At 38.2% G+C, this 14,382-nt stretch carries 13 protein-coding genes; 2 read left to right on the plus strand and 11 right to left on the minus strand.

Going from position 1 to position 14,382, the window contains the following annotated elements:
• Nucleotides 1-46: 46 nt before the first annotated feature.
• The 3 genes from BN1068_RS21255 to BN1068_RS21265 form a co-directional block, all read right to left on the minus strand.
• On the minus strand, nucleotides 47-778 hold the full coding sequence (locus tag BN1068_RS21255) for a LytR/AlgR family response regulator transcription factor (RefSeq protein WP_077604816.1): 732 nt from the start codon (nucleotides 776-778) through the stop codon (nucleotides 47-49).
• Nucleotides 766-2,517 carry a sensor histidine kinase gene (locus BN1068_RS21260; protein ID WP_077604817.1) on the minus strand — a complete coding sequence of 584 codons (1,752 nt, stop codon included), beginning with the start codon at nucleotides 2,515-2,517 and terminating at the stop codon, nucleotides 766-768. Before BN1068_RS21260 ends, BN1068_RS21255 begins: the two co-directional genes overlap by 13 nt.
• 155 nt (nucleotides 2,518-2,672) lie before the next feature.
• Complete coding sequence (locus BN1068_RS21265; RefSeq protein WP_077604818.1) at nucleotides 2,673-4,151, minus strand: UDP-N-acetylmuramoyl-L-alanyl-D-glutamate--2,6-diaminopimelate ligase; 1,479 nt, start codon at nucleotides 4,149-4,151, stop codon at nucleotides 2,673-2,675.
• A gap of 493 nt (nucleotides 4,152-4,644) precedes the next feature.
• Between BN1068_RS21265 and BN1068_RS21270 the strand changes: the two genes are divergently transcribed.
• Nucleotides 4,645-4,962, plus strand: coding sequence for a TetR-like C-terminal domain-containing protein (locus BN1068_RS21270; RefSeq protein WP_260051773.1), 318 nt, complete (start codon nucleotides 4,645-4,647; stop codon nucleotides 4,960-4,962).
• 137 nt (nucleotides 4,963-5,099) lie between these two features.
• Here the strand turns inward: BN1068_RS21270 and hmpA are convergent, their stop codons facing one another.
• Nucleotides 5,100-6,317 carry an NO-inducible flavohemoprotein gene (hmpA, locus tag BN1068_RS21275; protein WP_077604820.1) on the minus strand — a complete coding sequence of 406 codons (1,218 nt, stop codon included), beginning with the start codon at nucleotides 6,315-6,317 and terminating at the stop codon, nucleotides 5,100-5,102.
• 155 nt (nucleotides 6,318-6,472) lie between these two features.
• Here hmpA and BN1068_RS21280 point away from each other — a divergent pair, with 155 nt between their 5' ends.
• Complete coding sequence (locus BN1068_RS21280; RefSeq protein ID WP_077604821.1) at nucleotides 6,473-6,913, plus strand: RrF2 family transcriptional regulator; 441 nt, start codon at nucleotides 6,473-6,475, stop codon at nucleotides 6,911-6,913.
• An 85-nt stretch (nucleotides 6,914-6,998) separates the two neighbouring features.
• On the opposite strand, the gene BN1068_RS21285 is transcribed toward BN1068_RS21280, so the two are convergent.
• From BN1068_RS21285 to BN1068_RS24130, 7 genes are all read right to left on the minus strand, one after another.
• Nucleotides 6,999-7,874, minus strand: a complete 876-nt coding sequence (locus tag BN1068_RS21285) for an alpha/beta fold hydrolase (protein WP_077604822.1) — start codon at nucleotides 7,872-7,874, stop codon at nucleotides 6,999-7,001.
• Between the two features lie 327 nt (nucleotides 7,875-8,201).
• Nucleotides 8,202-9,824 (minus strand): extracellular solute-binding protein, encoded by a 1,623-nt coding sequence (locus tag BN1068_RS21290; RefSeq protein ID WP_077604823.1) that lies wholly within the window; start codon nucleotides 9,822-9,824, stop codon nucleotides 8,202-8,204.
• Between the two features lie 24 nt (nucleotides 9,825-9,848).
• Nucleotides 9,849-10,739: a carbohydrate ABC transporter permease gene (locus tag BN1068_RS21295; protein WP_077604824.1), complete on the minus strand. Its 891-nt coding sequence runs from the start codon at nucleotides 10,737-10,739 to the stop codon at nucleotides 9,849-9,851.
• A 15-nt stretch (nucleotides 10,740-10,754) separates the two neighbouring features.
• Nucleotides 10,755-11,714, minus strand: coding sequence for an ABC transporter permease (locus BN1068_RS21300; protein ID WP_077604825.1), 960 nt, complete (start codon nucleotides 11,712-11,714; stop codon nucleotides 10,755-10,757).
• A 259-nt stretch (nucleotides 11,715-11,973) separates the two neighbouring features.
• Nucleotides 11,974-12,594, minus strand: coding sequence for a YesL family protein (locus BN1068_RS21305; RefSeq protein WP_077604826.1), 621 nt, complete (start codon nucleotides 12,592-12,594; stop codon nucleotides 11,974-11,976).
• 184 nt (nucleotides 12,595-12,778) lie between these two features.
• Complete coding sequence (locus BN1068_RS21310) at nucleotides 12,779-14,110, minus strand: ABC transporter substrate-binding protein (protein ID WP_077604827.1); 1,332 nt, start codon at nucleotides 14,108-14,110, stop codon at nucleotides 12,779-12,781.
• Between the two features lie 14 nt (nucleotides 14,111-14,124).
• Nucleotides 14,125-14,379 carry a helix-turn-helix transcriptional regulator gene (locus BN1068_RS24130; RefSeq protein ID WP_254846848.1) on the minus strand — a complete coding sequence of 85 codons (255 nt, stop codon included), beginning with the start codon at nucleotides 14,377-14,379 and terminating at the stop codon, nucleotides 14,125-14,127.
• Between the last annotated feature and the right edge of the window lie 3 nt (nucleotides 14,380-14,382).

Below are 14,382 nucleotides of genomic sequence, written 5' to 3' on the forward strand. Positions count from 1 at the left end.
GTTATGATGTTCTCTCAGGTTATTAAGATGCATTTTGCGGAAAGGTTTAAATTTCCAGTTTCGCTCGTAATGCTTTTACATAATTTCTGCTGACGGATAATGTATCTTTACTCCCCTCCAGCTGCAGGTGATATGCTCCATTAAACCATGGTGTTAACCGTTGAATATGCTCCAGGTTAACCAGGAAACTCTTATGTATCCGGAAAAACCCATACGCCAATAAGCGGTTTTCCAGCTCCTTCAAAGGCATTTTCGTATCAAATTCCCCCTGCATGGTAACTAGTTTTGTTCTTTTCTCTATCCGTGACATATATAAAATATCCTTAAGCTCTAAATAATGAATATCTCCCTCGACTTCTACAGCCAGTTTTCCAAGCGTTTTCCCTTGATTCTCCTGTTTTCCAAGGCCAATTTTTTTCTCCAGCCGCTGTACTGTTTCCACAAGCTGCTCTTCATCATACGGTTTTAACAAATAATCTACTGCATCATACCGAAAAGCTTCTGCAGCAAATTGCGGATATGCCGTCGCAAAAACAACGAACGGCGGCTTTTTTAATTCCTGGATTGCCTTTGCCACCTCCATCCCGCTCACCTTTGGCATTTCCACATCTAAGAAGATAACATCAGGCTGATGCTGCATTGTTTTCATAATAGCCTCTTCTCCGGATTCTGCCTCTTTAATGGATTGTATCTGAGAAAAAGCACTTAACAAATGCTTTAATTCCTCCCGATTATACGGTTCATCATCAACGATTAGTACATTCATCAGCTGACCCATTGCTCTTTACCCTCCTTATGCGATAAGACAAAATATATATTTGTTCCTTCATCCTGCCCTGTTTCAATCTGAAGCAAAGCCTCTTCTCCAAAAAGAATATTTAACCGCCGGTTGACATTGTATAATGCTAACCCGCTTCCAGTTTTTGAGTCAATTGGTTTACGCCGTATTTGATTGACTACTTCCTTCTCTATTCCTTTGCCATTATCCTTGATGCCGATATACACACCTTCTTGCTGTTTTTTAATCACAACCTCTAAAATGCAGTCACTATCCTTATCTTTAAATCCGTGCATAATCGCATTTTCAACTATCGGCTGTAAGGTTAAAGGAGGAATAATCTCTGATAATACCTCTTCATCAATCACATATTGTACCGTCAGCCTATCATTAAAACGTTCCTCATATAGGGATAAATAGGCTTGAACCTGCTTCAGCTCCTGTTCTAAGGTTGTTATTTTTTGAGTGGCTGCCGACAAATTCTGTCTAATGAAATGGGACAGAGAAATCAACATCTTTCTGGCCTTCACCGGGTGGAGACGAACGAGCGATACAATGGTATTTAACGTATTAAATAAAAAATGTGGATGAATTTGTGCCTGAAGCGCTTTGATTTCTGCTTCCTTCGCTAATTGATATACCCGCTCGGCCTGGCCAATTTCCAGCTGATGACTAATCATGGAGCTTAATCCGGAAATAAGCTCCATATTTACATTGGTTAAATCATTTTCCGACTGAAAATAGAACTTCAGTGTACCAATTATTTCTCCACGCTCTTTTAGAGGTGCAATAATAACAGCTTCCAGCGGACAATCTGCATTTGTACAATGAATGGCTTCTGCAGTTGCCATTTGGATTTTTCCGGTTTCTATTGCGTCTACTGTTATCTTTGTCTGAATCGGATTCTCCTGCTGATGATGATCATGTCCAAGCCCGATATGTGCAAGAATTTCTGTTTTATTAGTTATCGATACTGCACTTGTGTTCAGCTCTTTATGAATAATACGGCAGACAGCATCTGCAGCTTCGATATGCAAACCATTTCGTAAATAAGCAAGTGTCTGATCAGCGATTCTTAATGTTTTTTGGGCCTGAACCGCACCAGCCTTCTCCTCTTCCTTTAATACACTTTTAATAACCAGCAGAACCAGTACAGAGCCAATGCCATTTGCCAGAATCATCGGTAATCCTATTAAATTGACCAAAGCCCACGCCTGCTCTATCGGACGGGCTAAAGCAACTATCACCAGCATTTGTACAGCTTCAGCAAAGGCTCCTACAAAAAAAGCTGTTTTCAGCTTAATTCGTTTATTTTTCCTGTAAAACAAACTTGAGATAACTCCTGCAATCATGGTTGCCACGCCACATGCAATTCCTGTAAATCCTCCCAGAGTAAAACGATGAGCACCAGCAATCACTCCAGCCCCAATACCGACCTTTGGGCCGCCAAGTAACCCTGCAATAACAATTCCAATGACTCTCGAATTCGCAATGGCTTCTTCTGTCATCAAATCTGATGCCCAGCGATTAAATTGCAGGCTTTCTGTGTTTACATTCAGCCCTGTGTATGTTCCAATAATCCCGAAAAAGGCAAAAAACATAACTGCAGTAAGAGTCTGCTGGCGATTCAGCTGATCCTGATAAAACATTTTCCGGAAGAAGCGAAGCCTTGTCAAAACAAAGGCTATCGTTACAATAATTCCAACCCGTTCTACTAACGTAATTAATAATTCGAACATCGTAATGCTCCTTTCCTTTTTACTCTCTCGAAAACGCTCTCATTATTATAGCAGTTTCCTAGAAATTTGAAAATTGGTGCTCACAGCGTTTATCAGGATAAATAAAAACTCTATTCAGCAAAAACTGCACGCTTTCTGCCAAATAGAGTCTTAAATTATGATAGATTTTTTAAAATGGCAGCAGCTGTTTCTTTATCATCGAAATGGGTGGTTTGGTCGCCGACGATTTGGTATGTCTCATGTCCTTTTCCGGCAATAAGTACAATATCTTTTGGCTGAGCCATTTTTATAGCTGTTTCAATAGCAGCTTTACGATCAACATTACATTGATATTTGCTATCACCTATCCCTTCCGCTATCTGTGCTACTATTTTTGATGGTTCTTCTGTTCTTGGATTATCTGAAGTAATTACTACATAATCACTGAAAGCACCTGCAATGCTTCCCATTATTGGCCGTTTATCAGGATCACGATCCCCGCCACAGCCAAACACGGTAATAACACGCCCTTCGGCAAATTCCTTTAAGGTGGTCAATACATTTTGTAAAGCATCTGGTGTATGCGCGTAATCAACAAGTACCGAAAAAGGCTGGCCGGCATCAACTGATTCCATTCTTCCTTGAACACTATCTAATTGTTTCAAGCTGTCCCGAATACTTTCCAGAGGGATACCTTCCAGTAGAGCTGCTGTAATGGCAGCTAGTGTATTATAAATATTAAAACGGCCAATCAGCTTTAATTGAATATCTATTTCTCCCTTGAAGGTTTCTGCTTTAAAGGAAATACCGCCGGCTCCCATAGTAATATTTTTTGCAGAAACATCTGCTTTATTATCAATACCATAGGTTATGACTTCAGCTGATGTTATCTTGCTAAAATATGCAGAGGCAGACTCATCAGCATTTAACACGGCATAAGATTTATTTTTACCCGAGCTGTTATTCCCTAATCTGGAAAACAAGAGTCCCTTTGCTGCTTTGTATTTCTCAAAATCTTTATGATAATCTAAGTGATCCTGGGTTAGGTTTGTAAATATACCAATTTTAAAATGACATCCTATCACTCTGCCCATATCCAGTCCCTGGGAGCTTACTTCCATCACACAGCAGTCTACTCCCTGGTCAGCCATTTCTCTTAAGTTTTTCTGTAAAGCAGGCGGTTCATGCGTATTAATTTGGACAGGATTTAATTTATCCTTGATTTTCACTCCGTTATTCCCCATCAATCCCATATTTAATTTATGATTAGAAAATATCGTATCTATTATGTAAGATGTTGTTGTTTTGCCGTTTGTTCCTGTAACCCCATAGAGTTTAAGCTGGCTGGAGGGATAATTATAAAAATGAGTGGCCATTACTGCCATTGCATACCTGGCATCCTTCACCTGAATTTTGGTAACACCCGGATAGTTATCCACCTCTTTTTCAACAACAATTGCCGCTGCTCCAGCTGAAACAGCTTCCTCAATATAATCATGCCTGTCTGTTAAAAAGCCATCAATGCCTGGTACACAAATAAAAATATTTCCTTTTTCTATTTTTCTGGAATCCATTTGAATACCGGTGACAGGAATATCTGTGCTGCCTTCCGTTTCTTTTATTGCCAGTAAATGAACCAGTTCTTTTAAGTTCACCTGTTCATCCTCCTCTTACATTTAAATCCTATAATAATATTAATATTTTTTGGTATGTACTGATATAATTAGCTAGTATAAATATATATAATAATGCTATCTATTATACTATAAATAAAAAAGGGAAGGAAAATCTGACCATGGAGAAGGAATTCGTAGGCACATGCACTTTATGCGGGAAAAGCGTTTACTGTCATAACGGCTTTTTAGAAGGTGTTGTACAGGAGAATCATACACTGGTCTGCTTTGCGTGCCAGAATAAAACGGAAGAGGATAAGTCTTTATAGGTGGGCTCCATTTATAAATAACTTTTTTCACTTTTATAAATGGAGCCTATTATTTGGTTTTATTATTTCATTTATGGCATTACCAGGATAAAGAAGCATTAGCCCAAGATTTAATTCATTCTATCTTAGAAGATTTAACGACATCTTTTCGTTTTCCCTACAAAAATAAAAAGTAGCTGACGGTTGATAGTTTATCCACTTCAAATGTGATTATTTTTTATCACATATTGAATAATATGGCTTTCTACCAGTTGTGGAAGGATTCAGAAGGTATCCCCGGATTCCAGTCACAATTTATCAATACACTTATTCAGCTGCATAAAAATGATATCTCTAACTACGCAAACCAAAAAACCGATATGGATAATGAATTATTCATCACTTATCGGGCCTATGGTGTTTGGGGGTTAATTATAAATTGGATAAAAAGTGATTTTCAGACACCAGTGGAGGATATGACAAATCAATTAATTAAAATTTTGAATTATCATCCAGCTTCTAAATACAAATTAAATAATTATTAGCTAAGCATTTGTTCAGAATTTTTTTATTTACATTCTAAAACAAAAAACTGGCTCAAGAAAATGTTTGCCTACTCAAAAGTTAACCATAACTCTTCAAATAGACTCTCTTCTTAAACCAGTCTCACCAGTATTATTATTTAATTCGCAAGCTCATCCATTGGACCAAAGAATTCGAAATGAATATCATTATCGGCAACATTTAATTTTCTTAAATGTCCATTTATTGCACTCATAAATCCTTTAGGGCCGCACATGTAAAAGGATGCATCCGTAGTTGGAATAACGGTTTTTAACCAATCGTAATCAATAAAACCTTGTTTATCACAAACATCCGCATTAGGATTATCCTCATAAACCGCATAATGCGTTACTTGCTTATTTGCTTCTGCAATAGAAGCTACATTGTCTTTCATTGCATGATACGCCCTAGATCTAGCAGCATGGATGAAGATAACCTTTCTTTCAGGCTGTTCTTTTACGACAGCTTCCAGCATACTTACTAATGGGGTTAAGCCGACTCCTCCACTAATTAACACTAATGGTTTTTGTTCTGTTTCATTCAATACAAAGTCTCCAGACGGCGAAGTGATGGAAACAACGGATCCTTCTTGTACCTGATTGTGTAAATAATTCGATACAATGCCTTCAGGGTTGTGTTCATTCTCCCGCTTCACACTGATTCGTAAAAAATTCTGGCCGGGAGCCGCTGATAAACTATACTGGCGCAAATGATCATAAGGTTCACCATCAATTTGTGCTTTTATGGTGATATATTGTCCCGGCTGATAAGATGGAATTTCTCCATTATCAGCAGGTTTTAGATAAAAGGATGTGATGACTTCACTTTCCGGGATTTTCTCTGCGACAGTGAAGTCACGAAATCCAACCCAGTCTCCAGGTGCATTTTGTTTTTCATCATACATTTCTTTTTCAACGCTGATAAAAACATCTGCAATCACACCGTAAGCTTTTCCCCATGCCTCGATAATCTCATCTGTAGCAGCATCTCCAAGCACTTCCTTAATCGCAATTAACAGATACTTCCCAACGATAGGATATTGTTCTGGCTTGATATTTAAGCTCGTATGTTTATGCGCTATTTGTTTCACATTAGGCAGGATATTCTCCAAATGCTCGATATTTGCTGCCGCTGCATATACAGCCCCGGCTAATGCTTTTGATTGTGCCCCTTTCCGCTGATTCGTCTGATTAAAAACATTCTTTAATTCTGGTTCATTCTCTAACATAATTTTATAAAAATGTTTTGTAATAGCTTCCCCGTGCTCCTGTAATACGGGAACTGTTGATTTAATAATTTCAATTGTTTTTTGATCTAACCCTGCTTCAGTGCTCATTTAAAAACCGCTCCTTTATTATATAGTGCTTCTATCATTAAAAGATGTATTTCGAATACATCTTTTATTCTATTCCTGTTAAAATGTGAATTCAATGTGTCTAAAGCAAATTTATGTTACAATTATGTGAAATAATTAACAAACGGAGAGATACTATGAACTTAAAAAAATATACAGACTTCTCCTTACGCGTTTTGATTTTTACAGGGTTAAAGGAAGAGAACGAACTTTCAACAATCAAAGAAGTATCCGACGTATATTCCATCTCACCAGAGCACCTGAGAAAGGTTGTCCATGATTTAACGAAAAGAGGATTACTGACATCAGTACGAGGCAGAAATGGCGGTTTCCGTCTTGCTAAGCCTGCTTCTGACATAAATATTGGATTATTAATCCGCTCACTGGAGAGTGATTTTAATTTACTCGAATGCTTTGATAAAGAGACAAATCATTGTGTAATTTCACCAGGCTGCTCCCTGAAGCATGTTTTAAACAAGGCATTATTTCAATTTTTTAAAGTGCTGGAGGAGTATACGCTGGAAGATTTGATACAGAATGAGGAAGAACTGAAGGAACTGATGGGGATGAAAAGTTAATACAGGCAGATGCTCCTGCAATTTATCATGATGTTATTTATAAGACAGTGATACAAGAACATCTCTTTAAAGCAATTATTTATTTTCAGGAATGTGCTTTATTCTTGTTTAAGTCTTCCCCGTCCTCTATTTTTACAAATGCGTGGACCATCTCGCTGAATTTCTTCTTCTCCTCAATATACGGAAAATGGTTGCTGTAAGAATAAGCATATAATCTGGAATTAGCCAGCTTCATCGCGATTTCCTCTGAAAACACATATGGACACTGCGCATCATGTACACCGCAGTATACAAATACAGGTACTTTTACACCTGGCAATTCCTGCGTAATGTCGTACTCTGGTAACTCCGTATATGAATAATAATCCAGCCTGCTTCCTATGGTTTTCCCGCTGCTCGGCTTTTGGAAATATTCTTCTCTTTTCTCTGGATAATATAAGGACATATCTGACCATTCCTTATTCGCCTGTTGTCGCTCGGCCTTATTCGTTGACGTTTTTAAGATGTTAAGAATTTCTAATAAACGTTTATTATGAGGAGACTCCTTACAGTAAATACTCTCCGGGTGCTTCATATACTGCTTCGATGCAGCTGCTCCGCCTACAATTACTTTTGTTAAAGAATCCGGTTTTAAAATCGCATATTTCAATCCCAGCATGCCGCCAGTTGAATGTCCGGCAAAAGCCCATTTTTCATAACCTAGAGCTTCCCGGATTGCTTCCAAATCATACACTGATTCCGCCATGCTTAATTGGTATTCTTCCTCTGCTTCACAGGAATTTCCGGCTTCTCTTAAATTTACGAGAATCACCGAGAAATAGTCGGTAAACTCACTGGAAAAATAGTCCCCCAGCTCATTGAACGCACTGTATAAATGTGTTGAACATAAAGGTTCTCCTTCTCCTTTACGAAAAATTTCGAAATTTCCCCTTGCTGTTGTTACAATCTCTTGTTTCCACATTTTAAAACCTCCCTTATTTGAATTTTAACATAATTATTCCAATTTCAAATAACTACCTATGGAAAAACCTGGATCATTTTCAACAAATTAAAACCGCAGAAAATCAATAGCAGGCAAATTCTGTCTACTCGGCTTTACTTTTGATTTTCTACGGTTTATTTAAATTTATTTTCAGGCTGACTATTAACCCATTTTAACTATCGGCTTAATTGTCACGCTTTTTTTAGAGTCTTCAAATGCTTCATTCATTTGATCAAAGTCATTAAAATAGACCTTATACAGTGTTATTTATCCTGTATAAGGCCCTGGTAATTTATATATATATAATTATTCTACAGCCTCTTCCTCAACCTCCGCATTTCTATCATAGGCACTCTGCTTAATTTCCAACCATTCCTGATAACCCAAACGATCTATTTCAGCAAGGTATTCTTCCCATTCCTCATCTGCTTTACCATTAGTGATCCACTCTGACTTCTTGCGTTCCACATATGGGAATAAATCATTTTCAATATCACTAAGCTGTTTTAATTCATCTAAAGACATAAATACTTTTGGATAAATATTATCATTATTCATATAAGGCACTAATGTTTCATGCAGTTGGTCCAATCTCCATGCTGCATCATCCGGCATCGTCGTTACATTCCCATAGTAGCTGTCCAAAACAGCTAACGGTCCTTCAATAGCTGTCTCTTCACGCAGTTCTACCGGCGCAGTACCTTCCAACGGTAAATGCTTCAACATAGCTTCATTCTCATCATATTCAAAGATATTTTGTTTCTCTTCATCTCCATAAGTTCCCCAGTTATCCTGCACGGATTGCATCGGTTCATACAGCTTATCAATCCACTTAGCAGTAAGCTCTAAATTCTCGTTGGCCGATGTAATAACCATACGTGACCGATCAAAGCCCATTCCATTGGAGCGCGCGACATGCTTATGTCCATCTGGTCCTTCTAATGGAGGAAGTAATGCATAATCTTCGGTGCCGGAAATATTCGCCATATCCCACGTAAAGTATAAACCGTAACGTCCTTCCTGTCCTTTGGCTAAGTACGTATTCCATTCCTGCTCAAAGGCTTCTATATCAATCAAATCTAATTCATATAATTCATTTAAATAGTTAATTGCATCTTTATAACCTTCCTGTGCAGAGGTGAACAGGACTTCATCCTCGTTGGTGACAACGGTGTGATCCCAGTTCTCCCCTTCGCCGAATGGGGAGAATAAAAAGGATACATCTTCCCCGCCGCTGCTGATCATAAATGATAAAGGAATCGTTTGACCATCTCCAGCCATATCATTTTCTTTGAAAGCTACCAATGCCTCCTTTAATTCTTCTGTCGTTGAAGGCATCTCCAAGCCCAGCTCGTCTAACCATTTGACATTAATCCAGCCGGTAGCATCTAAGGAATGGATACTTTCTTTGCCAGATCCTAATTCCTCAATCCACGGAAAAGCATAGATATGACCGTCCGGTGCTGTCATCATAGCACGATATTCCGGTGCTTCTTCTAATACAGCCTGCAGATTGGGCATATATTGATCAATTAAATCTTCTACTGGAATAATCGCTTCATCAGCAGCTAAATCCAATAATTCATAATCACTATAACGCGTATTCATAATAGCATCCGGTAAGTCACCACTTGCGACTGCCAGGTTACGCTGCTCGGTAAAGGATTCACCCGAAAAGCTCTTCCAGTCAATGTGCACGCCTGTCTGTTCTTCTAAGCGTTGCAGGATTAACTTGTCATTAGGATCTTCCGGAGCCATTGGTGAGCTTTCTGTAATAAATTTCAAGCTGATATCCTCTTCCTCTACCGGAAAGGTGATATCACTTAATTCATAATCCTCTGATGATGCTTGATCACTTTTGCCGCAGCCCGCAATGATCAGCAGGCTAATAAACATAGCTGCCGCTAAATAACGATATAAACCTCTCATACTTTTAACCCTCACTTTTTTATATTATTTTAATGATCCGACCATAACACCTTTTTCAAAGTACTTTTGGAAGAATGGATACATTATCATCAATGGTAAACTTGCTATAACAATTGCCGAATACTTAATCATTTCTGCCAGACGCTGCAATTCTGCCCTTGCCATCTGGTCGCCAATCATCCCCGGCTGCACTTCATTTTGGATCAGAATATCCCGTAAGATTAACTGCAATGGATATAGGCTTCGATCTTCCAAATAAATCATTGCGTCGAAATAGGCATTCCATTGACCGATGAAAGAGTATAGAGCTAATACAAAGATAATCGGTTTCGATAATGGCAGAATAATGCTTAAAAATATTCTCGCATCCGATGCACCATCTATCCTCGCAGCTTCTATCAATCCCTTTGGCAACCCCCTAAAATACGTTCTCGCTAAGATAATATTCCAAACAGTAATCGCACCCGGCAAGATAATTGCCCACGGTGTATTGAGCATTCCCAGCTCTCTTACTAACAGATAAGTTGGTACCATTCCGCCGTTAAAAAACATGGTAATAATGAAATAGAGCATAAGCGCTTTCTTACCAACTAAGCCGTCAACAGATAGAGAATAACCTGCCATAATCGTAAAGATGACGGAGACCAATGTAAATCCGGTCGCATAGAGAATAGAATTCAAAAAGCCTCTCATAATTGAGCCATCCTGGAAAATACGAACATAGCCATCTATCGTCCAATGACTGGGGTCAAAAGAAATTCCTTTTGTCAGTAATACATCGGGCTGCAGGAAGGAACCCAGCAGCACGTACAAAAGAGGGACAGTTACGATTAGTACAATAAGACCCAACAAAATCTTGTTAATAAATAAAATAAATTTATCAGACTTGGAATTATTAATTAATTTATTATCCATGAAACTGCCTCCTCTCTAATACAATGTTTCTCCGTTTAGTTTTTTCACTATAAAGTTAACAGCGACTAATAAGACTAAGCTTATAATGGAATTAAATAATCCCATCGCTGCACCAAACGACCAGTCTGCTGATTGCAGCCCCCGTTTGTATACGTACGTATCAATAATCTCTGAAGCCGGTATGTTCATAGAAGTCTGGAGTAAGTAAGCCTTTTCAAAACCTATTGCCATAATTCCTCCAACCGCTAATATAAACAACACTGTCATCGTAGGCTTCAATGCCTGTAAATCAATATGGCGGATTCGCTGTAATAATGTAGCACCATCCATCGTTGCAGCATCATGCAGCTGTGGATCTACATTGGAAAGCGCTGCTACATAGATGATGGAAGCAAATCCTGCCCCTTGCCAAATACCTGAAGCAATGAAAATCGTTCGAAAATATCCGGGTTCAGACATGAATGAAATCGGCTGATCAAATACCAAACCGAGAATGGCATTTAGAGGACCTGCCGGGGATAAGAAAATAAAAATCATTCCCGCAATCACGACAACGGAGATAAAATGTGGCGCATAAATGATTAATTGAATATTCTTTTTCACTCTTGCCTTTCTCAATTGATTCAGCATAATTGCCAGAATGATCGGAACTGGAAACCCTAATAAAAGATCAAAGGCACTTAATTTAATGGTGTTCATAAAAATTTGCTGAAAGTTAGGAGACTCTAAGAAGTTACGAAAATGCTCAAGTCCTACCCATTCGCTCTCCCATACTCCTTTTAAAGGACTGAAATCTTTAAAAGCAATGGTCACTCCATACATTGGAATATAATTAAAAATAAAAACTAAAATAACAGCCGGTAATAAAAACAAATAAAGAATATAATTTTTTCTGATATATGCCAGCGCACCACTTTTCTTTTTCTTTGCCGGCGGTGTGTTGCCAGGTAATGTATCTGATTTTGATGTTGCCATCTAAATCCCTCCCTTGCTTAAGCTCTACACTTTGCTGTAATCTTTTCGTAATCTAAATATAGCAAAGTTTGTATGCGTTTTATTTCAATATTTTAGGGCGATAGATTATAAAATCTTCGGTTCATGACATGGATTCTGAAAATACCTTTTGGATAACCTGCAATTAAATTACGCTCTCATTAAAAACACAAATAAGCCTGTGAAATAAAAGAAGCTCTTTTACTTCGCAGGCTTATTTGTATAAGTTCAACTTCTATAACTATGTGGATTCATGTAAAACTTGCTTCTTAGGAAATGATAATGAGGCAATCTTCATTATTATAAAACTCATAAAACTGACACCCAATATGAAAACTAATGCCGGAACAAGTATATATAAATAGACAACTGCCGCAACAAAAGCAGCCAGCATAATCGTTTGAAAAGGGCGGGCAATCGTCAATATGCAAGCATACCGGAAATACTCCTTCCACTTCAAATCAAAGTGGACATATACCGGAAAGATATAAAGCAGGGCTATCAGATAAAATATACCAATGATAAGAATAAGGTTAAATAACAGCACCTGCACACTTTCATGGCTCATGCTTTGAATAATACGAAAATCTATTAACAGGAATAAACCAATAAAAGAACCTGCATATCCAATTAAATTTGATGTCTTAAATGAAGCTTTAAAATGGGCAATGAACTCTGGAAATACCGACGCATCTTCATCTTCAAGAATCATTTTCCTTACAACGGCGAATAGAGCTGCTGTTGCTGGAAAGATGCCAAAGACAATACCTCCTAATAGAGTAAATGCTATCCATAGCAAATTTAAATAAATTAAATTAAATCCAAGAGTGCCCAGCCGCATATACCATTTATTTTCAATCATATTGCCCCGCTCCTTCTTTGTCACAGTGTAACTGGTTGTAAGGTCTAACTATCATTCAGAGAAAAAGATAAATCCTCAACTGAATGAAATTTCACTTTATAATCACTGTATCAAAAAAGCAGGACGATCAATTGCAATATTTTTGGAATAGATATTATAAATTTTTTGGCACAGAATCAGAAAATTAATCAGCTTCCCTAAGACGCTTATTTATGGTTTCCACAGCTTCTTCTACAGAAGCTTCCACATCCTTATTCGCCAAACCGATATCTTCAAATAACTTTTTTATTGCTTTGCTTATATCTGGATAGGCAGGTGTTACCGGGCGGTTTCTGGAATAGGAGTAAGCTTGCTCTGCAAAAATATTATAAGGATAGGTATTAAATGCAGGAATATCTTCAGCTACAGAATAACGTGCAGGAACTTCTCCCGTGATAGAGCTATATTTCTTCATAGATTCATAGCTTGTTACATAGCGGATAAATTCCCATGCTTCTTCCGGGTGATTCGTGCTGGACAGTATCCCAAGTGCCCAACTGCCATTCGGAACTACTTGATACTTTGACTTTGGAAGCGGAGCAATACCAAAGTCTTCTCCCAGCTTCAATCCCTTTTCCTCTAAATCCGTTATTGCCCATCCGCCAAGAACCGTCATCATTAATTGGCCATTTTCAAAAGCCTCAGCCGGAAGCTCTCTGACAGCTACTTTGTCTTTATGATACAAATCCTGATAAAATTGTAAAGCCTCCATCGTCTCTGCTGAATCTAAGTATCCGCTGGCCGTTGTCACATCCGGACTAACCGCTTCTCCGCCGAACTGCCAGATAATCGGAAGCTTGAAATAGGCAGGAGCTTCCCCGCTTCCAAATCCTTGTGCCGGATCAATACCATAAATTCCTTCTTCCGGCCGTTGACCCTGCTTTAATAACCCGACCACTTCCTCCCACGTCATTGGACTAGCAGGATCACTATCTGGATATGGAAGATTTGCATCTTCCAATAGATTCATATTGTAATATAAAGCAATACTTGATTCTATCAACGGCATCAGAAACAACTGGTCTTTATAAGTTAATCCCTCCATAATTGTTTCAGAGAAATCTTCCTCCAAACCATCTTTCTCTGTCAAAAATTCATTTAAAGGCATCAAAAGGTCTGCCTCTGCATAGAGAGCGACATAAGGGCTGTCAATTGCCATTATATCTGGTCCTGTACCAGTAACCAGTTCTGTCCGCAGCTCTACTTCATAATTGGCATACTCTATATTTTGCATGTTGACGTGAATATTAGGATGGGATTGGTGAAAATCCTCCAGAATCTCATTGTAGGCCTTATTCTCCGCTGCATTTCCATAATTACGCCAAAACGTTAACTCCACAACATCCTCCTGCTCCCCGCCCAGTCCGTTTTTTTCCTTTTCGTCTTGTGTAGATAAAGGTTGTACCAATATAATCAGATAACCCACAACAATACTTACTAATATCACAAATATGCTGTAATAAATTATTCTCCTCATGATACATCACCCTTTTACTCTATATCCAATGACTTTCGATAATTTGCTGGTGTTTCATTTACATGCTTCTTAAAGACAATACTAAAATAGGATGAACTGGAAAAGCCAACAAGATTAGCCACATCAATTATTTTCAAATGCGGGTCTTTTAAAAATTTCTTTGCCTCTTTCATCCGGACTTCAGTTAAATATTCGCTAAAATTTTTGCCGATCTGTGCCTTGAAAATTTCCGATAAATAAGCACTGTTTATATGAAAAAGCTCAGACAAAAT

Origin of the sequence: Oceanobacillus sojae, from assembly GCF_900162665.1 — a bacterium.
GTDB lineage: Bacteria > Bacillota > Bacilli > Bacillales > Amphibacillaceae > Oceanobacillus > Oceanobacillus sojae_A.